Origin of the sequence: Lentzea flaviverrucosa (assembly GCF_003350445.1) — a bacterium.
In the GTDB taxonomy this organism is placed as follows: domain Bacteria; phylum Actinomycetota; class Actinomycetes; order Mycobacteriales; family Pseudonocardiaceae; genus Lentzea; species Lentzea californiensis.
Window position 1 is genome coordinate 290,710 of the sequence record NZ_QQAU01000012.1, and the last position, 17,415, is coordinate 308,124.

20 protein-coding genes are annotated in these 17,415 nt (G+C 69.8%); 9 read left to right on the plus strand and 11 right to left on the minus strand.

Translation table 11 applies throughout. The features are described 5' to 3' along the window. Positions 1-3: 3 nt before the first annotated feature. On the minus strand, positions 4-1,032 hold the full coding sequence (locus DFR72_RS32345; protein WP_090068692.1) for a substrate-binding domain-containing protein: 1,029 nt from the start codon (positions 1,030-1,032) through the stop codon (positions 4-6). 98 nt (positions 1,033-1,130) lie between these two features. On the opposite strand from DFR72_RS32345, the gene DFR72_RS32350 reads away from it, so the two are divergent. The 4 genes from DFR72_RS32350 to DFR72_RS32365 are packed head-to-tail and all read left to right on the plus strand — an operon-like array spanning position 1,131 to position 3,146. Further along, a complete protein-coding gene (locus DFR72_RS32350) occupies positions 1,131-2,051 on the plus strand; it encodes a TIGR01777 family oxidoreductase (protein ID WP_090068690.1) in 921 nt (306 codons plus the stop codon). A gap of 1 nt (position 2,052) precedes the next feature. Then, entirely contained in the window at positions 2,053-2,304 is a 252-nt protein-coding gene (locus DFR72_RS46490) for an SH3-like domain-containing protein (RefSeq protein ID WP_090068689.1), read from the plus strand. Next, the gene (locus DFR72_RS46495) at positions 2,297-2,563 is read left to right on the plus strand and encodes an SH3-like domain-containing protein (protein ID WP_090068687.1); all 267 of its coding nucleotides are present in this window, start codon (positions 2,297-2,299) and stop codon (positions 2,561-2,563) included. Before DFR72_RS46490 ends, DFR72_RS46495 begins: the two co-directional genes overlap by 8 nt. Then, positions 2,556-3,146 carry a nitrile hydratase subunit alpha gene (locus DFR72_RS32365; RefSeq protein WP_090068685.1) on the plus strand — a complete coding sequence of 197 codons (591 nt, stop codon included), beginning with the start codon at positions 2,556-2,558 and terminating at the stop codon, positions 3,144-3,146. Before DFR72_RS46495 ends, DFR72_RS32365 begins: the two co-directional genes overlap by 8 nt. Positions 3,147-3,170: 24 nt before the next feature. Here DFR72_RS32365 and DFR72_RS32370 read toward each other — a convergent pair whose 3' ends face one another. The 5 genes from DFR72_RS32370 to DFR72_RS32390 all read right to left on the minus strand — a co-directional run bounded on the left by DFR72_RS32370 (position 3,171) and on the right by DFR72_RS32390 (position 9,305). Next, a complete protein-coding gene (locus DFR72_RS32370) occupies positions 3,171-4,568 on the minus strand; it encodes a serine hydrolase (RefSeq protein WP_090068683.1) in 1,398 nt (465 codons plus the stop codon). 111 nt (positions 4,569-4,679) lie between these two features. Continuing rightward, entirely contained in the window at positions 4,680-5,909 is a 1,230-nt protein-coding gene (locus tag DFR72_RS32375; protein WP_090068681.1) for an MFS transporter, read from the minus strand. 56 nt (positions 5,910-5,965) lie between these two features. Then, positions 5,966-6,427 carry a DoxX family protein gene (locus DFR72_RS32380; protein ID WP_143086837.1) on the minus strand — a complete coding sequence of 154 codons (462 nt, stop codon included), beginning with the start codon at positions 6,425-6,427 and terminating at the stop codon, positions 5,966-5,968. Between the two features lie 58 nt (positions 6,428-6,485). After that, positions 6,486-8,144 (minus strand): peroxidase family protein, encoded by a 1,659-nt coding sequence (locus tag DFR72_RS32385; protein ID WP_245983703.1) that lies wholly within the window; start codon positions 8,142-8,144, stop codon positions 6,486-6,488. Positions 8,145-8,276: 132 nt separating this feature from the next. Then, positions 8,277-9,305, minus strand: a complete 1,029-nt coding sequence (locus tag DFR72_RS32390; RefSeq protein ID WP_143086836.1) for a glycosyltransferase — start codon at positions 9,303-9,305, stop codon at positions 8,277-8,279. A gap of 63 nt (positions 9,306-9,368) precedes the next feature. Between DFR72_RS32390 and DFR72_RS32395 the strand changes: the two genes are divergently transcribed. Both DFR72_RS32395 and DFR72_RS32400 read left to right on the plus strand, forming a co-directional pair. Next, positions 9,369-9,692: an STAS domain-containing protein gene (locus tag DFR72_RS32395; protein ID WP_090068673.1), complete on the plus strand. Its 324-nt coding sequence runs from the start codon at positions 9,369-9,371 to the stop codon at positions 9,690-9,692. A 72-nt stretch (positions 9,693-9,764) separates the two neighbouring features. Beyond that, positions 9,765-10,121: an RNA-binding S4 domain-containing protein gene (locus tag DFR72_RS32400; RefSeq protein WP_090068671.1), complete on the plus strand. Its 357-nt coding sequence runs from the start codon at positions 9,765-9,767 to the stop codon at positions 10,119-10,121. Here DFR72_RS32400 and DFR72_RS32405 read toward each other — a convergent pair. The 4 genes from DFR72_RS32405 to DFR72_RS32420 all read right to left on the minus strand — a co-directional run bounded on the left by DFR72_RS32405 (position 10,110) and on the right by DFR72_RS32420 (position 14,609). Beyond that, complete coding sequence (locus DFR72_RS32405; protein WP_090068669.1) at positions 10,110-10,976, minus strand: NAD-dependent protein deacetylase; 867 nt, start codon at positions 10,974-10,976, stop codon at positions 10,110-10,112. The two genes, DFR72_RS32400 and DFR72_RS32405, sit on opposite strands and share 12 nt — an antisense overlap. A gap of 1 nt (position 10,977) precedes the next feature. Next, a complete protein-coding gene (locus tag DFR72_RS32410) occupies positions 10,978-12,675 on the minus strand; it encodes a cellulase family glycosylhydrolase (RefSeq protein WP_090069122.1) in 1,698 nt (565 codons plus the stop codon). A gap of 158 nt (positions 12,676-12,833) precedes the next feature. Further along, positions 12,834-13,715: a class A beta-lactamase gene (bla, locus tag DFR72_RS32415; protein ID WP_211335605.1), complete on the minus strand. Its 882-nt coding sequence runs from the start codon at positions 13,713-13,715 to the stop codon at positions 12,834-12,836. Between the two features lie 63 nt (positions 13,716-13,778). Further along, entirely contained in the window at positions 13,779-14,609 is an 831-nt protein-coding gene (locus tag DFR72_RS32420) for a phosphatase PAP2 family protein (RefSeq protein ID WP_245983704.1), read from the minus strand. A gap of 65 nt (positions 14,610-14,674) precedes the next feature. Between DFR72_RS32420 and DFR72_RS32425 the strand changes: the two genes are divergently transcribed. Continuing rightward, complete coding sequence (locus tag DFR72_RS32425; RefSeq protein WP_143086835.1) at positions 14,675-15,007, plus strand: hypothetical protein; 333 nt, start codon at positions 14,675-14,677, stop codon at positions 15,005-15,007. Position 15,008: 1 nt separating this feature from the next. On the opposite strand, the gene DFR72_RS32430 is transcribed toward DFR72_RS32425, so the two are convergent. Beyond that, positions 15,009-15,656 (minus strand): TetR/AcrR family transcriptional regulator, encoded by a 648-nt coding sequence (locus DFR72_RS32430; protein ID WP_245983705.1) that lies wholly within the window; start codon positions 15,654-15,656, stop codon positions 15,009-15,011. A gap of 80 nt (positions 15,657-15,736) precedes the next feature. On the opposite strand from DFR72_RS32430, the gene DFR72_RS32435 reads away from it, so the two are divergent. Beyond that, positions 15,737-16,753 (plus strand): MBL fold metallo-hydrolase, encoded by a 1,017-nt coding sequence (locus tag DFR72_RS32435; RefSeq protein WP_211335606.1) that lies wholly within the window; start codon positions 15,737-15,739, stop codon positions 16,751-16,753. A gap of 10 nt (positions 16,754-16,763) precedes the next feature. Next, positions 16,764-17,324, plus strand: a complete 561-nt coding sequence (locus DFR72_RS32440; protein ID WP_090068660.1) for an ester cyclase — start codon at positions 16,764-16,766, stop codon at positions 17,322-17,324. Positions 17,325-17,415: the final 91 nt, after the last annotated feature.

Genomic DNA, 17,415 nt, shown 5'->3' on the forward strand with positions numbered 1-17,415 from the left:
CCGTCAAGAAACGGTCAAACGCTCAGTCGACGAGCGGATCTTCAACGCCGGCAGCAGCTCGATGCGTTCGGTGGCCGCGACCTCGCCTTTCAGCTTCCGCAGCAGCAGTTCGGCGGCGACCCGGCCGACCTCCGTCTTCGGTGGCGCGACGGCGGTGAGCGGGATGCTGCCGAGTGACGCGACCACGTCGTCGTACGACACGACCGAGCACATCCGCGGCACCTCCATCCCGGCGAGCATCATCTGCTGGACCAGCATCAACGCGTCCTCGTCGCCGTGCAGCACCGCCGCCGTGGCGCGATGCTCCCGCAGCACGTCCACGAGCCCGGTGTCCGGCGAGCTGCGCACCGTGACCGCGTCCTCCAGGTCCGCCGAGATCTCGCGGAACGCCCTGCGCAGCACCCGCGCCGTCGGGCTGTCGTCGCGTGCGGCGAGCACGATCCGGCGGTGCCCGAGGTCGGTCAGGTGCTTCACGGCCAGATGCATGCCGTACCAGTGGTCCGAGCACACGGAGTTCATCGCCCGCAGGCCTCCGTTCGGGCGGCGTTCCATGAGAACGGTCGGCACGCCCGTGTCCGCGAGCCAGTCGTCCTCGGCCTCCTCCTCGAACGTGCGCCACCGCGGTGCCATCAGCAGCCCCTGCACCGGCTCGGTCAGCGCCTTCTCGACGATGGGCCGTTCCGCACCCCTGACCTGCGGGGCGATGTGCAGGACCACCCGCATGCCGGCCTCCTCAAGGGTCTTGCGGGCGCCGTTCATCGTCTCGTAGAGGTATGTGTGGCGCTCCGGCACGACCAGCGCGATCGACCCGTTCGCGGCCTGCCTGGGCTCCGGCTGCTCGACCGGCGTGAGCGAGCGCGCGACACCGTGCCCGCGCCGCAGCCTGCCGAGCCGTGCCAGCTCCTCGACGTCGCGGCGGATCGTGACGATCGAAACGTCGAGCTCCTCGGCCAGATCGCTCACCTTGACCGTGCCCCGCGACGCCGTGACAGCCAGAATCCGCTGCCGCCGTGCCTCGCTGGACTCACGCATGACCGACCGCCTGTTCGTTTGAGCGTTTTGCGCGAGCATAGCTGAAACGGTTCTCAGCGACCGGGGGCTAGCGTCGGCCGCGAGGGGGACGAAACGACATGAAGATCGTGATTCCAGGCGGTACCGGGCAGGTCGGCGGCGTGCTGACCCGCGCCTTCAAGGCGGCGGGCCACGAGGTCGTGGTCATCAGCCGCAGCGCGGGCGTGCGCTGGGACGGCCACACGCTCGGCAGGTGGGCCGACGAGATCGACGGCGCCGACGTCGTGGTCAACCTGGCCGGCCGGAGCGTGAGCTGCCGCTACACGGCGGAGAACCTGCAGCAGATGATGCGCTCGCGGGTGGACTCCGCGCGGGTCGTCGGCGAGGCCATCGCCAAGGCGGCCGATCCACCCAAGGTGTGGCTGCAGATGAGCACCGCGACGATCTACTCGCACCGGTTCGACGCGCCGAACGACGAGGAGACCGGCGTTCTCGGCGGGCGCGAGCCGGACGTGCCGGGCTACTGGACCTACAGCGTCGAGATCGCCAAGCGCTGGGAGGCCGAGCTGGACGAGGCCGACACACCGGCCACGCGCAAGGTCGCGCTCCGCGCGGCGATGGTGATGAGCCCGGACAAGGGCGGCGTGTTCGACTACCTGTCGTGGCTGGCCCGCGTCGGGCTGGGCGGGCCGGTGGCGGGCGGTCACCAGTACGTCTCGTGGATCCACGACGACGACTTCGTGCGGGCGGTCGCGCTGCTGATCAGGGAACCGATCGCGGGCGCGGTCAACCTCGCGGCACCGAACCCGGTGCCGCAGCGCGAGTTCATGCGCGAGCTGCGCGGGGCCTGGCGCGTGCCGGTGGGACTGCCCGCGACGAGCTGGATGGCCGAGATCGGGGCGTTCGCGATCCGCAGCGACACCGAGCTGCTGCTCAAGAGCCGCCGGGTCGTGCCGGGCAGGCTCCAGCAGGCAGGATTCGAGTTCCACTTCCCGAACTGGCGGGAGGCGGCGCAGAATCTCGCTGAGCGCAGGAGGTGACATGCCGAGGATCAACGACGTCGGCGGCCAGGACGGCTTCGGGCCCGTGGTCGAGGAGCTCGACGAGCCGCCCTTCCACGCGGACTGGGAAGCGCACGTGATGGCCATGAACCGGGCGCTGATCGGGCAGGGCGTCTACAACCTGGACGAGTTCCGCGACGCCGTCGAGCGGACCATGTCGCACGAGTCGTCGTACTACGAGAACTGGTTCCGCGCGATCCAGACGCTGCTGAAGGAGCGCGGCGTTGTCTGAGCGCTACCGCACCGGCGACCGCGTCCGCACGTCCACAGTGGACCCGGACCACCACACACGGCTGCCGCACTACGCGCGCGGCCGTCGCGGCACGGTGATCGGCCACGACGGCGTCCACCCGCTGGCGGACCTCAGCGCACGCGGAATTCAGCAGCCACAACAGGTGTACCTGGTGCGGTTCTCCGCACGCGAACTGTTCGGCCACGGCGACCACAGCGTGACGCTGTCCCTCTGGGAGGACTACCTCAGCGATGAGTGACGACCACGACGACTCCCCGATCGCCGCGCGCGTGCGGGAACTGGAAGCGGTCCTCGAGGAGAAGGGGCTGCTGGACCCCCGCGAGCTGGACCAGGTGCTGGAGGCGTTTGCGCACAAGGCCTCACCCGCCAACGGGTTCCGGGTCGCGGCACGGGCCTGGGTGGACCCCGGTTTCAAGGCACGCCTGCTTGAGAACACGAACGAGGCGTTGCCCGAGCTCGGGTTGTCGATGGGCGGCGGCCTGCAGGTGCAACGGCTGCACGTCGTCGAGAACACCGAGGACGTGCACAACGTCATCGTGTGCACGCTCTGCAGCTGCTACCCGCTCTCGCTGCTCGGACCGTCGCCCACCTGGTACAAGAGCACCGCGTACCGCTCGAAGGTGGTCAGCCACCCGCGCGAGGTGCTGGAGCAGTTCGGGCTGACCCTGCCCGAGACCACCAGGATCGAGGTGTGGGACGCGAACGCCGAGTCGCGGTACATGGTGCTGCCGCGCCGTCCCGAGGGCACCGAGGACCTCACGGAGGCCGAACTGGCGGCGAAGGTGACGCGCAACGGGCTGATCGGCACCGCGGCCGTGTGACCGGCCGCGGTGCCGCACTGCCGGCTACAGGTTCTTCATGATGGTGTCGATCGCCTTGCCGAGCTGCGCGTACTTCTGCGTGTACAGCACGGGGTACACGCCGGGCGGGTCGGCCGGGCGGGTCGCGTCCACGTAGTCGGTGCCCAGGTTGCAGAACACGACCACGATGTAGTTGCGGTTGTCCTTGCCGCGCAGCGACTTCACGATGCCCGCGTCGGAACCGGTCGTGTCGACCCAGCCCGTCTTGTGCGCGAACGTCACCTCGGCGGCGTCGTTGCACGGACGCACGTCACGGTCGTAGACCGCGTCGCCCACGGTCACGGTGCCGTCCGGCTTGATCCAGCGCGACGGCACCTGCTGCGGGATGCCTTGCACCGGGTAGTCGCGCCCGCACCAGTTCGGCGTCGACAGCATCTCGTTGTGGCCCTGGCCCGCCAGCGTCTCCTGGAAGAACTTCCGCGACGACGCCGAGAGCGCGTTGCGGGTGACGGGCTTGCCCTTGTCGGTCGTCCACAGCACGCCCGCGCCGCCGTTGACCAGCAGCAGGAGCTTGGCGGTGTCGAGGCCGCTCATGTTGGAGCCGATCCACTGGCCGCCGTTGCCGGGAAGGGTGCCGGTGACCATCAGGGTCGGCATGCCGAGGTCGGCGAACGTCTGGTTGACCTCGCCCCAGGCGTCGTGGTCGTGGATCAGCTTGATCAGCGAGCAGGTGGACTCGTTCTGCGACTTCGTGATCATCTCGTCGAAGTGCTGCCGGATCTTCTTCACCGTCGGGCCGCCGCACGCCGGGCGCACCGGGTTCGGGGCGTAGTCGTAGTCGGCGTCGAGGTCGACCTTGCCCTGGTCGGCCAGGCGCAGCACGCCGAAGCCCACCATCAGCTTCAACACCGACGCCGGGTACGGCGAGGAGAAGTCGATCGCCGCGTTCTCCCGGCCGGGCAGCACGTCGACGGTGCCCTTGCCGCCGTTGACGTCCCACTCGGTGTCGTCCCACCAGCGGTAGCGCACCTGGTCGGTGGACAGGCCCTTGTGCGTCACCGGCACGACCACGCCGTTCGGGTGCTGCGGGCTGAGCAGCACGTTCGCCACCGACTTCGGGCGGCCGAGGACGTCGAGCTCGATGATCGCCGCGTCCATGTTCGGCGTCTGGTGCAACGGCTTGCCCGCCGCCGCCATCCGCGCCTGGGCCCTGTTCATCAGCTCCGCGGGCGAGGCGTCGTACTTCTCCCGCTTGCCCGCGGACCGCGCGCCGGGCTCCGGCGGGGTCAGGTCGATGACGTCCTTGAAGTTCTGCGCGACGATCGCCTCACGCAGCCGGTCGGCCAGCGGGCGGTCGTACTCGGCGGCCGACGCCGCCGGCGCGAGGGTCGCACCGGCCAGCGCGAGAACCGTGCCCAGCACGGCGAAACGCTTGATTCTCATTCACTTCCCCAGTTGAAGTGGATCCAGCGCGGGCGACTGCATCGAAGGCTGATGATCAGTGCTCCGCTTCCGTCCACGTAGACGCCGCGGACTCCTGTCACGTTGCACGGATCAGCGAACCGGCTCGGCCGCGGGGGCGTTCTCCAACGACCGCACGGACCGGGAAGCGAGCATGCCCGCGGTCGCGAGCAGGTAGATCGCGGCGCACCCGAGCAGGGCCGCCGAGGTCCCGAACGCGTGCGTCACCGGCCCGATGGCCAGCTGGGCCAGCGGGATCGCCACGAACGACCCGAGCATGTCGTAGGAGTAGACCCGCGCGAGCCTGTCGGGCGGCACGTGGTGCTGCAGCGCCGTTTCCCACGCCACCCCGAACTGCTCCAGGCCGAGTCCGGACACGAACGAGGTGACGAGGAGCAGCCACGGCTCCGGGTGCAGGACCATCACCAGGGGCAGCAGCGCGAAGCCCGCCACGCACGCCACTCCGAGCAACAGCTGCCGTCGCACCTCGACCCGCATCACGACGAACGCGCCGGCGACCATGCCCGCGGTCTGCGCGGCCAGGACCAGGCCCCACATCTCGCGTCCGAAGGTCCTGTCCGCCAGCACGGGACCGAGCACCATCACACCGCCGACGAGGACCGCGTTGACGAACGTGAAGGCCACGACCACGACCCAGACCCATTGCCGTGCCACGAACTCCGTCCAGCCGACCTTCAGCTCGGCCAGCACCGACGGCTTGTGCGCGGCGGGCACACGGGCGGCGGGCACGCGCACGAACGCGAAGAACACGCCGGCCAGCGCGAACGAGAGCGCGTCCACGGCGAGGCCCCAGCCCGGACCGGTGAACGCGATCAGCAGGCCGCCCAGCGCCGCGCCGCCGATGCGCGCGGAGTTCAAACCGAGGCGCAGCAACGCGTTCGCCTGCAGACGCTGCTCGGCCGGTACGGTCTGCGGCACCAGCGCGGCGGAGGCGGGCAGCGAGAAGGCGCTCGACATGCCGTTGACCGCCGACAGCACCACGAGCCACGGCACCGACGCCGTCCCGGTCAGCACGAGTGCCGCGACCACCGCCTGGCTGGCGAAGCTGACCGCGCACGACCCGGCGAGCACGAGCTGACGCGGCAGCCGGTCCGCGACGACACCGCCGTACAGCAGGAACACCACGTTCGTGAGCGACCGCGCGGCGACGACGAGACCCAGCGACGTGATCGACGAGGTGAGGTCGAGAACGGCGAACGCCAGCGCGATCGGCGCCATCGCGTTGCCGGCGATGGTCGTGACGCGACCCGCGAGCAGCCATCGGAAAGCAGGATGTGCCAAAGGCGCCAGTGAATCCCCCATCAGGGGAACCTACAACGGCGGGAGCCGCCCGATCCTGGGGATCGAACGGCTCCCGGTCATCGCACCCTCGGGTGCGATGAGGCGATGACCACCGCGGCGGCGACGGTCACCAGGTTCTTCAGGATGTACTGCGCTTCGAACGACGCCTGCAACGGTCCGGCCCACATCTCGCCGGGGAACAACACCAGTGGTGTCGACACCAGCACGACATGACCGACCAGCAGGACCGCGCACAACCGCGGTGCGCGGAAGCTCAGCAGGACCAGTGCGATCCCGATCTCGCTGATCGCGGCACTCACTCTCGCCAGGTCCCCGTCGACGATCCCGAACGTGAGCGCGGAGACCGTGCGTTCGACGAGGTCCTGGGCGGGGCTGCCACCGGGAAAGAGCTTCAGCGCGCCGAACCAGAGGTACACGACCCCCAGTCCGATGCGCAGCAGCGGAATTCCGGACTCCCGCGCAAAACGAGTCAGGCGTTCCGCCGTGCTTTCGCGGCGTGTGGTTTCTGGACTCGACATCGATCTCCCTCTCCTGTCTGACTGCCACCACCCAGCCAGACAGGAGACGCGAGGAAGATCAGCTGACCGGGTCGCCCAGCGGGTTCAGCAGGTCGGCCTTGCCCTCGAAGGCGAACAGCAGCAGGTCGACCATGCGGAACGTGCTGGAGTCCGGGCCGAGGGTGGGCCGCCAGTACGGCGAGCGCACGATCGAGATCCGGCTGCCCTCCATCGCGCGGTGGAAGACCTCCGCGGTGATCCGGCCGCCGACCGGGCCCATCAGCCCGTTGCCGACCTCGGCCTCGCGCAGGACGTAGAACCACAACGGGGTGGCGGCGACCAGCTGCGCCTTCTGCTCCTCGGACAGGCCCTCGACGACCGCGCCGCCGTTGCCCACCAGGATCTGCTCGGCGGTGAGCGGCTCCACGCCGAACAGCTCGGCGATCTGCTGCCCGGTGGCGAGCTCCATCATCGAGGCCCTGGTGAGGTTGCGGAACGCGAGGTTGCGCTCGATCTCCCGGAACTGCGTGCCGCGGCCGCCGAACGTGCCGGCCGGCAGCTGCGTCAGCGGGTCGACCAGCAGCGTGTCGATCCGCTTGGTGACGTTGCCGCCACCGGACTCCGCGGGCGGCACCAGGTCGTCCCGCTCGGCCTCGGTGAAGTCGTAGAGCCGCCGGAAGTCCGCGATCCAGTTGCTGGGCAACGTGAAGACCGGGCCCCGGTCGACGTCGTCGAGGTCGGCGGGCGTGCCGGAGCTTGGGTCGAAGTTGCCGCTCACACCGGTGAAGGTGAACAGCGCGAACAGCGTCGCGACGCCACCGGGCCCGGTCGAGTCGAACACGCGGTTCCACTGGTACGCGCCGCGGATCTGGCTGTGCCCGAAGCGGTACGAGGCGACCGAGAACTCGATCGGCATGGTCGGCGAGTGGTCGCGGCACCGGCCGGGCACCTCGAAGAACCTGCGGCCGTTGGTGAAGACGTCGTCCACGATCGCCGGGTCGATGATCCGCGGCAGGTGGTCGGTCCTGAGCATCCACTGGTAGTGCCGCACCACGAGTTCCTTGGCGGCGCGGAACAGCCGCTCACCGGTGAGGCCGGTGAGCGCGAGCTCGTCGACCACCCGGTTGTGGAAGCGGATGAACGCGAGGTGCGTCTGCGCCACCACGAGGTTCTCGTCGTTGCGGGCGTCCGGGATCAGCGGCAGCCGCCGATCCGCCGCCGTACCGGCCGTCCCGCCGCGGCGCGGCAGGTCGAAGCCCTCGAACGGGACGTTGGTGCCCTCGTCCGGGAACGGCACGGGTGTCGTGGTGCCGACCTTGAGCTTCACGCCGTCCTGGGCGTAGAAGACCTGGTCGTCCTTGTCGCGCGGGCCGCGGCCGTAGACCGAGTCGAGGTCCAGCGCCGGCGAGCGGCCCTGCGTCAGCTCGTCGAGGTTGACGTCCTGCCCGAGCTGCGACTCGGTGCGGTCCATGGTCAGGTCGTGGTCGACGAACTGGCCGAGGTAGGTGAACCCCGCCGGGACGGCCGGATCCGCCGAGTCGGGCTGCGGGACGTTCGCGGTGACGGCGGTGGCGAGGGCGACCCGCGTCTCCTCGTCCGTTCGCGGCCCCTTCGGCCCCAGTCGCGAGAACCGGAACCTGCGCAACTCCTCCGCCGTGGAGGGCTGACGCGTGGTGGCCCCACCTCTGCCGTCGAATTCCAGTACGCCTTCGCCCACGACGAAGAAACTGTCGCGCACGTGCCTTTTCATATTTCCCCCTGTTTTCCCCTCTTACAGGCGACCTGTTCTCCCCAACAAGCACCTGCCCCACCGCCAGTCTCCAGACGGACTAAATTTCCGTCGAAGCTTTTGGCCACACCCAAAATGTCGTCACACAGCGCATACGAGGTGGTCAGGAATATTCGTGAACGCCTCGAGATCGATCATTTGCGAGGCCAGGTCCTCAGCGGCGTCGTGATATTTTCTCGTGTTCAGCACGTGCTTGATCCGTTCCGCCAGAACGGTGGCGGTCAGGCCTTTGACGTCTACTCGCACGCCCACTCCGAGATCTTGAATTCGGTCCGCGTTGCGCGGCTGGTCGGCGAACAACGGCACCGCGACCATCGGCACCCCGGCGGTCAGCGCCTCCCGCACACCGCTGTGACCCGCGTGCGTCACGAACACCTTCGCGCTGCTGAGGAGCCGTTGCTGCGGGATCTCCGGTTCGAGCCGGACGTTCGGCGGACGCGGGCCGGTCCACTCGCCGTGGCCGACCGCGACGACAGCGCGTGCGGAGACCTCACCCAATGCCTCCACCACCACGTGCGGCAGCGTGGACCCCGGCATGAGCCAGCGGGCGTTGGTGCCGAAGGACGCGACGATCTCCGGTCCTTCCCCGTCCCCCGGCTCGACCGGCACGCGGAAGTGGTGCTGGGCCGGGTGCCACGACGCCGGGGCCAGGCCGGCGGTGAGGACCGGTTCGGTGGCGCCGACCTGGAACCGGGCGCGGACCTTGTCCACCAGCTCGTCGAGCAGCGGGATCTCCAGCGGCGCGAACGGGGCGATGTCGAGCAGCGCGTGCGGGATGCCGAGCACCTCGGCGGCGATCTGGCCGCCGTACTCGCTGGTCTCGCGCACGATGACGTCCGGACGCCAGGTGCGGGCGAAGTCGAGCACGTTGGCGGCGGAGGCGACCACCAGCGGGCTGGACCACAACGGCACCTTCAGCACGCCGTCGCGTTCCGGAACCCACGGAGGCGGCGGCCCGAGGCCCGACGGCGCCTGAACGTCCGGCATCACGACCGTGTGCTCGAGGTGCGCCATCGCGGGCCCTGTCGCGATCACGGCCTCGTGCCCCCTCTGCCGGAACGCCCGCGCGAGCGGCAGCATCGTCGGCATCAGGTGGGAGCGGATGGGCAAGGAAGTCAGAAGAACGCGCACAGAACCAGTTTCGCGGCGGGCGCCACTGGGTACAGCTGCGAAATGCTCGAAGTCACGGTGACGGAGTCGTCGCCTGCCTCCACGCTCGTCACGGTCTCCGGCGAACTCGCCGGCTCCGGTTCGGAACGCCTGCTGGCCCGGCTCGACCGCCTGCTCGACAACGGTCACCGCTACGTCGTGCTGGACCTGACAGCCGTCACGTTCTGCGACTCCAGCGGGGTGAGCGCTCTCGTACGCGGACATGCGCGCGCCTCGGCCGCCGCGGGCGGGTTGAAGCTCTCCGCCGCGTCGGAGCAGGTGACACGGGTGCTCGAACTGTCGGGCCTGGCCAGGATGCTCGGCCTTCAGTCCACAGTGGAGGCTTAGGCGCAGGTCGCCGGCCGGGGTCAGCGCGACCGCCAGAAGCCTCATGATCTCCGGAAGTGCCATGATGGCGGGGTGGAGTCCACGCGCATCGACCGCTGGCTGTGGGCGGTCCGGCTGACGAAGACCCGCCCGGACGCCTCCCAGGCGTGCAAGGGCGGCCACGTGCGCATCAACGACAAGCCCGCGAAGGCCTCGGCGACGGTGGTGGCCGGCGACCGGGTCAGGGCGCGCGTGGGCGACAAGACCCGCATCGTCGAGGTGGTGCGGGTGATCCAGAAGCGCGTGGGCGCGGCGGACGCGGCCACCTGCTTCATCGACCGCACTCCCCCGCCGCCGGTGGAGGCCCCGATCGCCCGGCGCGAACGGGGTGCGGGGCGTCCTACGAAGCGGGAGCGGCGCGTGCTGGACCAGTTCAGGTCACAGCACTAGGCCAGCCAGCTCCGTCAGCGATTTCCCGAGCGGCAGGTCGACCCTCAGCGACGCGTGCGCGTCACCGCGCGTCTCACCCCGGTTGATGATCACGACCGGGATCCCGGTGGTGGCCGCACGCCGCACGAACCTCAACCCGGACATGACCGTGAGCGAGGAACCGAGGACGAGCAAGGACCGTGCACCGTCGACGAGCGAGTAGCACTGTTCGACGCGCGGGCGCGGCACGTTCTCGCCGAAGAACACGACGTCCGGCTTCAGGACGCCGCCGCACTCCGCGCACGGGACGACCACGAAGTCCTTCACGGTCTCCTCGGGCAGGAACACGTCGCCGTCCGGGTTGATCTCGTCCGTCGTCGCGTGGAAGTCCGGGTTCGCCTCGCGCAGGCGGTGGTCGAGGTCGATGCGCGGGGAGAGCAGCCCGCAGCCCAGGCAGATCACGCGGTCGAGGCCGCCGTGCAGTTCCACGACGTCCGGCGAGCCCGCGGCCTGGTGCAGGCCGTCGACGTTCTGGGTGATGACGCCGCAGAGCTTGCCGGCGAGCCTGGTGACGGCGTGGTGGCCCGCGTTCGGCTGCGCGCGGGCGATGGTGCGCCAGCCGACGTGGCTGCGCGCCCAGTAGCGCTGCCGGCCCGCCTGGCTGGTGGTGAACTCCTCGTACGTCATCGGGGTGTGCTTGCGCAGCGAGCCGCCCTCGCCGCGGTAGTCCGGGATGCCGGACTCGGTGGAGAGGCCCGCGCCGCTGAGCACCAGCACCCCACCCTCCGCGACGATCGGCACGACGTCGGTGAGGGTGGTGGTGCGCGGCAGCGCCGGGCCCGGGTTCGACCAGCTCAGAGTGGGCCTAGTTCGCACCTCACCAGCTTACGGACCACTGTCGAATCTCGGCCTCCGCCGCCGCGACGTTGCCCGCTGACGGGGCCGTGACCAGCGCGAACTGCCTTCCCTGGCCGCTTCGGAGCAGTAGCTTGCCGCCTTCGACGGACGAGGAGGCCGAGCTGACCACCAACGGTGAGCGCAGCGACTCGGGCAGGTGGAGTTCGGTCGGCGCGGAGCCTCCGCTGGAGTCCCAGACGAGCACGGCGAACGGTGCGGAACCGACGAGCGTGCGGACGGCGGGCAACGGGATCTGCTGCCAGGTCTGGTAGGCGCGGTCCTCGTAGGTGAAAGCGAGCGTGGTGCCCGCGACGGCCTGCGGGTAGACGCGGTCGACGATCGCCCGGTCGACGTTGAGCACCGCGTTGCCGGCCGCGTCGAGCTTGACCGCCGAGAAGTGCTCGTCGTTCATGGCGTCGCCGTCGGTCTTGACCTTGCCGGGGTCGTCGTTCATCAGCTCGCGGTGGCGGCCGTAGTTGGTGTCCCAGTGCCACTGGCTGCCCGAGATCACACTGCCGCGCGGCGCCGACCACCAGCGCGCACCCGGCGCCGTCGAGTCGAGGCCCTGGTAGATCGCCTTCAGCACGGACGGCGTCTTGTCGGAGGTGAACCCCGAGACGGGGTGGCCGAACTCGGAGACGATCGCGGTGGTGCCGAGGGCCCTCGCGCGGTCGCGGATCGTGCCGAACGCCTGGGTGTACTGGCCGTCCGCCGCCTTGCCCGGCATGAGGAGGCCCGACTGCGCCTTGCCGTCGTAGAAGTGCGCGTTGAACACGAACCTCTCCCCCAGCGCCGGCACGAGCGCGAGGCCGCCGGGCTCGGCGAAGAAGTCGACGTTCTGGTTCCAGAACACCAGCGGCTCCACGAACGCGGGCTTCGCGGTCCAGCCGGCCTCGTCCATCTCCGCGCGGAAGCGGTGGTAGAACGGCATCAGCAGGTCGCGCTCCCACGTCTGCGAGGTCTGGCCGGCGTCGTACTTGCCGGCGTACGGCTCGTTCAGCGGGTCGACGCCCACGACGAGCTTGAACTCGTTGGCGGGCAAGGCTTCCCTGACGTGCTCGAGCGCCTCGCCGGCCGCGTTGACGAACGAGTCCTGCACCCCGTTGCGGTTGTGCCAGAAGTCGTACGTGGCCGCGGTGACGGCGTTGTTGTTCTTCATGTTCTGGCCCCAGTGGAAGCAGAGGCCGCAGGACTCCTTGGGGTACCCGCTCGCCGCCCACGCCGGTGCGCCGTCGCCGGTGTACCAGCTGTCCTTGTTGAACAGGTGGCGCGAGTAGAGGTCCTGGTGGAAGTCGAGGTAGACGCGGATGCCGAGGCCGGTGAAGGCGCGCAGCTGCGCCGTCACGCCGTCGAGGTAGGCGTGGTCGATCTGGCCGCGCTGCGGTTCGATCCACGCCCAGGTCAGCAGGAACCGCACGGCGTTCGCGCCGGTCAGCTGCTTCATGGCCTGAGCGGACTTGCGCGCGTCCGCCGTGTTCGCGAACGGGAGCCCGCGGTACTCCGCGAGTTTCGCCGTGCCGGAGACGTTGAAGCCGCGCAACACCACCTCACGGCCGTGTTCGTCGCGGAAGACCCCGCCGGACACCCGCAGCTCGGAGCCGTCGAACGACTCCGCCCGCACGGGTGTGACCACCAGGGCAAGGAGGAACAGGACCACCAGGAGTACCGCTCGCCGCATCGCCGCCGCCTTTGGGAACGTGAACGAGATTCGCATTGCGACCGTAGCGGGTGAACGCGCGTTCGACCAGCGATTCGACGATCGGCCCTCGTCGTTCGACGAAACCAGAACGGCCTGGAGCAGTTGCTCCAGGCCGTTCGTCGAGCTCGGGGTTCCGGTCAGCTGAACGTCGCCGCCACCAGCTCCGCCGTCTTGGCGAGCAGCGGTTCGTCGGCGGCGCCGGTCGGCTCGTCCTTCCTGGTCGACAGGACCGCGATCACGATCGGTGCGCGGCCGGCCGGGAACGCGATGCCGACGTCGTTGGTCGTGCCGTAGCTGCCGGTGCCGGTCTTGTCGCCCCAGCGCCAGGCCGACGGCAGTCCGGCGCGGATGCGGTTGCCGCCGGTCGTGTTGGCCAGCAACCACTTCGTGAGCTGGTCGGAGTCGTTCGAGTTGAGGGCGTGGCCCAGCGTCAGGCGCGCGTAGCTCTGGCCGATGGCGCGCGGTGACGTCGTGTCGGTGACGCGGCCGGGTTCGGCCGAGTTCAGCTCCGGCTCCCAGCGGTCGAGGCGCGTGACCGGGTCGCCGATCGAACGGCTGAAGCGGCTGATCGCCGTGGGCCCCCCGAGTTCCCTGAGCAGCAGGTTCGCCGCGCAGTTGTCGCTGTAGGTGATGGTCGCCTCGCACAGGGCCGAGATGGTCATCCCGTTCGCGAGGTTCTCGGGCCTGCCGGTGATCGGACCGTGGCCCGACTTGTCCACATCGGACTGGGTGTAGGTGATCACCTTGCCCAGCAACGTCCCGTCGCGGTCCTTGCGCAGGACCGCCGCCGCCGCGATGGTCTTGAAGGTCGAGCACATCGGGAAGAGCTCGTCCGCGCGGTGCAGCACCGTGCGACCGGTGCCGGTGTCCGCGGCGAACACGCCGAGGCGCGCGTTGTGCTGCTTCTCCAGCTCACGCAGCTTGCCGGTGACTGTCGAGGCCTGCGCCGCGGCGGGCACGGCCACGGCCAGCGCCGCTCCCGCCCCCAGTGCCAGCACGGCACGTCGGTTGAAACTCAACGTCCTGTCCCCTTCTCCGGAAACCTCTCCACAGGACAGGACGCGCGAGAGATCAACTGGTTGTCACCCGATCCGGCGCCAGCACGCCAGGTACGTGAGCGCGGCGATCAGCGACCCGGCCGACGCGAACGAGCCCGCACCCAGGTAGATCACCCACTCGTCGGCGTTCAGACCCTCTTCCGCGAGCGGAAATCCCCACAGGATCGCGCCCAGGGCGAGGGATACGGCGGCGATCACGGACCAGAACACCACCAGCACGACCCGTCCGGCGCGACGCGGTCCGGTGTAGGGCTGCAGAGAACCCTTGCGCTGCAACCACCACGCGGCGAGGGCCGCGACGGCGAGCGCGATGCCGTCGGCGGCGAGGGTGTCGCTCAGGCGGTGCCACTTCGCGGTCAGCGTGTACTGGCCGATCGCGGTGGCCCACGGCAGCACGAAGAACAGCATGACGCCACGCCACTTCCACGGCACCACGATGATCGCCGCGAACAACACGGTCATCGCGATCGTCGTGTGTCCACTCGGGAGGCTGTTGTGCGCGTAGTCGCCGGTGACCTCGACGAGCGCCGGGCGCGGCAGGACGAACCGCTTGAGGCCCTGCACGACGACCTGACCCACCACGATCACGCCGACCGCCGCGACCGTGAGGTCCCAGCGCTTCCTCAGCACACCGATCAGGGCGACCGCCACCACCGCCGCGGCCAGCGAGTAGACGGTGATCTGGCCGAGCGCGTCCCAGGCGGCGTCCGACTGGTCGACGTCGTCCTGGTCGGCACCGCGCAGAGCCGCGTTCTCGATGGTCTGGCCGGCCTTCGTCAGCACCGCGAGGACGTACACGACCGCCGCGAAGACGAACCCCGCCGCCGCGACCACGGGCCACCGTCGATAGTTCACGCGGGGAAGTCTGCCGCCGTTCGGCCCAACGCGCAGCCTGAAGATCAACCGGCATGCTGTCCGGCGTGGATCCTCACGACGACGTCCCGCAGCTCGCCCGATCGCGGTTCCTGCGCGGCATGTGGGCGATCGTCGACCAGCACGGCCCGCCGAACGGGCAGACGCACCAGGCCGGCGAGGCGGCCGAGCAGCGGCTGCTGGAGCTCGGGGCGGCACCGGACGACCTCCGGGCGTTCGCCCGCCTGGTCGCCTTCGAGTCGCTGTTCGCCGCCCTCAGCTTCCTGGACGACCCCGGAGACGGAGAGGCCCCTGACTGGGCCCTGGTGGAGACGTCCGGTGGCGAGCTGACCGGGCGGCGGGTGCAGGCCCTGTACGAGGACCTCGGCCCCGACCGCTGACTCAGCGCGCGATGCGGTCGAGCACGGCCGTGACCGCGAGGTCCACCGTGTACTCGAACTCGGCCTCGCGGTCGAACTCCGCCAGGTGCGGCGCCGTCCGCGCCACCGCGCGCAGCCCCGAGGCCTGGAGCGCTTCGCGGCGTGCGCCGTCGTCGCCACCGAACGTCGGTGCCGCCGACACCTCGCGCAGCAACGTGCCGATCAGCGCGGCGAGCAGCATCCGCAGCAGGTGCACCGCCTCCTCGGCCCCGGCGCCCGCTGCCAGCAGGACCGCCAGCACCGCGTCCACCGGGGCGAGGCCCTCCAGCGACGACAGCTGGCGGGTGAGCACGAGGGGCGCGGCTCCCGGATGGGCCAGCGCGCGGGCCCGGAACGCCTGCGCGATCGCCCGCAGGTCGCGGCGCGCGTCCCCGGTGGGCTCCGGCAGGACCAGGCCGCCCAGCAGGTGCTCGGCCACCGCGTCGAGCAGCCCGTCCTTGCCGTCCACGTGGTTGTAGAGGCTCTTCGCGTCGACCCCGAGCGCTCGCGCGACCGACCGCATGCCCACGCTCGCCACACCTTCGGCGTCGATGACCTGCAGCGTCGCCGCGACGATCGAGTCGCGGGACAGCAGCGGTGTGCGCGGGCGGCCTCGGCGCGGTTCAGTCACGCGGTCATTGTGCCTTGCGGATATCCACGGCGTGGGTTTAACCTCCCAATTAACCCACAGTGTGGGTATTGGAGGGGATGATGAGCTTCACCAGGATCGACACGCTCGACCACATGGACGTCGAGGGCGGGCCCGGCGCGCGGCTGCGCGTGGCCCGTGAGCGGGGCGAGGCGTTCCGGCGGGAGTTCGCGACGACCGGCACGCCCGGCAGCATCGTCACGCGCGACCTGGTGACGCTGCCGTACCCGACGCGGTTCGGCCTGTTCAGGGCCTCGCGAGCGATCGCGCCGTTCCTGTCGATCACGAACCGCATGCTGGTGATCCGCTGGCACGACGACGGCCGCGAGCGGATCCTGCTGTTCGAGCCGAGCGACCACGAGTACGGCCGGTACACGCCGTACTTCGAGGACCTGTCCGGCCGGACGCCCGACGTGGTCGAGCGGCGCATGGTCAAGGTCCACGGCACCGTGCCCGGCCACCTCGAACGGCTCGGCATCGCGCCCGAGGACGTCGACTACCTGATGTTCGACCACCTGCACACCCAGGACCTGCGGCGCTGGATCGGCGCCACGCCGTACTTCCCGAACGCCAAGGTGATCGTGCAACGCGACGAGCTGGCGGCGCTGAGCGAGCTGCACCCGTTGCAGAAGCCCTGGTACCAGCCCGCGACCTACCGCGACCTGCCGGCGGAGGCGTTCCTGCCGATCGACGGCTCGGTCGTGCTCGGTCCCGGCGTCGCGGTGGTCAAGACGCCGGGTCACGTGTTCGGCAACCAGAGCCTCGTGGTCAACACCTCCACGGGCATCTGGGTGAGCAGCGAGAACGTGATCGCCGCCGAGGCACTGACACCCGAGCACTCGAAGCTGCCCGGCCTCGCGTCGTGGACGCGCCGGTGGCAGCAGGAGGTCGTGCTCAACGCGAACACCGTCGAGACCACCGCCGACCAGTACAACTCGATCATCCTGGAGAAGACGCTCGCCGACCGCAGCCAGGCCGACCCGCGGTTCCTGCAGTTCTTCCCGTCCAGCGAACTCACCGGCGCCTGGACGAACCCCGGCACCACCCCCACGTTCAGCCACGGCCAGATCGTCCACTGAGGAGCTTCCGATGCCCGACCGCTTCACCCTGCCACCCAAGGAAGTCCTGCAGGCACGAGAAAAGCTGGTGCTCGACCACTTCCGCGACGAGGTGGCGCACGACTGGGACGCCACGCTCTCGACGTTCCCGCACCCGCACTACGAGGTCATCGCCCAGATGGTCGTCCACGACGGCGACGACGCGGTGCGGCAGTACTACACCGACACCCGCGTGGCGTTCCCCGACCAGCACCACGAGCTGATCTCGTTCCGGCACAGCGTCGACGCCGTGATCGTCGAGTTCTGGCTGATCGGCACGCACCTGGGGCCGTTGGGCAAGATCCCGGCGACCGGTGGCAGGCACCGCACCCGGATGAACGCGTACTTCATCTTCGACGAGAACGAGAACCTCGTCACCGAACGGATCTACTTCGACCAGCTCAGCGTGCTGAAGCAGGTGATCGGCGGGATCGACCGGAAGAAGCCGAGCGGGCTGGGCAAGCTGCTGCAGGTGTTGCGCGGGATGCTCGCGATGTCCGGCAGCCAGCCGGATCCGCGGCTCACCAGGACGACGCCTCCCGATATGGGCTAGTAGACCGTCGCTTCTAATCTTTGGGGTAGAGGTGGCGGAGTCGGGTGCGGGCGTCGTCGGTGGTGAACTGCCAGTCGATCCCGCGCTGGTT

What these genes read in the sequence shown, in the direction of transcription:
- DFR72_RS32345 (WP_090068692.1), bottom strand. Translation starts at nt 1,032, where the DNA reads ATGCGTGAGTCCAGCGAGGCACGGCGGCAGCGGATTCTGGCTGTCACG.
- DFR72_RS32350 (WP_090068690.1), top strand. Translation starts at nt 1,131, where the DNA reads ATGAAGATCGTGATTCCAGGCGGTACCGGGCAGGTCGGCGGCGTGCTG.
- DFR72_RS46490 (WP_090068689.1), top strand. Translation starts at nt 2,053, where the DNA reads ATGCCGAGGATCAACGACGTCGGCGGCCAGGACGGCTTCGGGCCCGTG.
- DFR72_RS32365 (WP_090068685.1), top strand. Translation starts at nt 2,556, where the DNA reads ATGAGTGACGACCACGACGACTCCCCGATCGCCGCGCGCGTGCGGGAA.
- DFR72_RS32370 (WP_090068683.1), bottom strand. Translation starts at nt 4,568, where the DNA reads ATGAGAATCAAGCGTTTCGCCGTGCTGGGCACGGTTCTCGCGCTGGCC.
- DFR72_RS32375 (WP_090068681.1), bottom strand. Translation starts at nt 5,909, where the DNA reads ATGGGGGATTCACTGGCGCCTTTGGCACATCCTGCTTTCCGATGGCTG.
- DFR72_RS32380 (WP_143086837.1), bottom strand. Translation starts at nt 6,427, where the DNA reads ATGTCGAGTCCAGAAACCACACGCCGCGAAAGCACGGCGGAACGCCTG.
- DFR72_RS32395 (WP_090068673.1), top strand. Translation starts at nt 9,369, where the DNA reads ATGCTCGAAGTCACGGTGACGGAGTCGTCGCCTGCCTCCACGCTCGTC.
- DFR72_RS32410 (WP_090069122.1), bottom strand. Translation starts at nt 12,675, where the DNA reads ATGCGGCGAGCGGTACTCCTGGTGGTCCTGTTCCTCCTTGCCCTGGTG.
- DFR72_RS32435 (WP_211335606.1), top strand. Translation starts at nt 15,737, where the DNA reads ATGAGCTTCACCAGGATCGACACGCTCGACCACATGGACGTCGAGGGC.
- DFR72_RS32440 (WP_090068660.1), top strand. Translation starts at nt 16,764, where the DNA reads ATGCCCGACCGCTTCACCCTGCCACCCAAGGAAGTCCTGCAGGCACGA.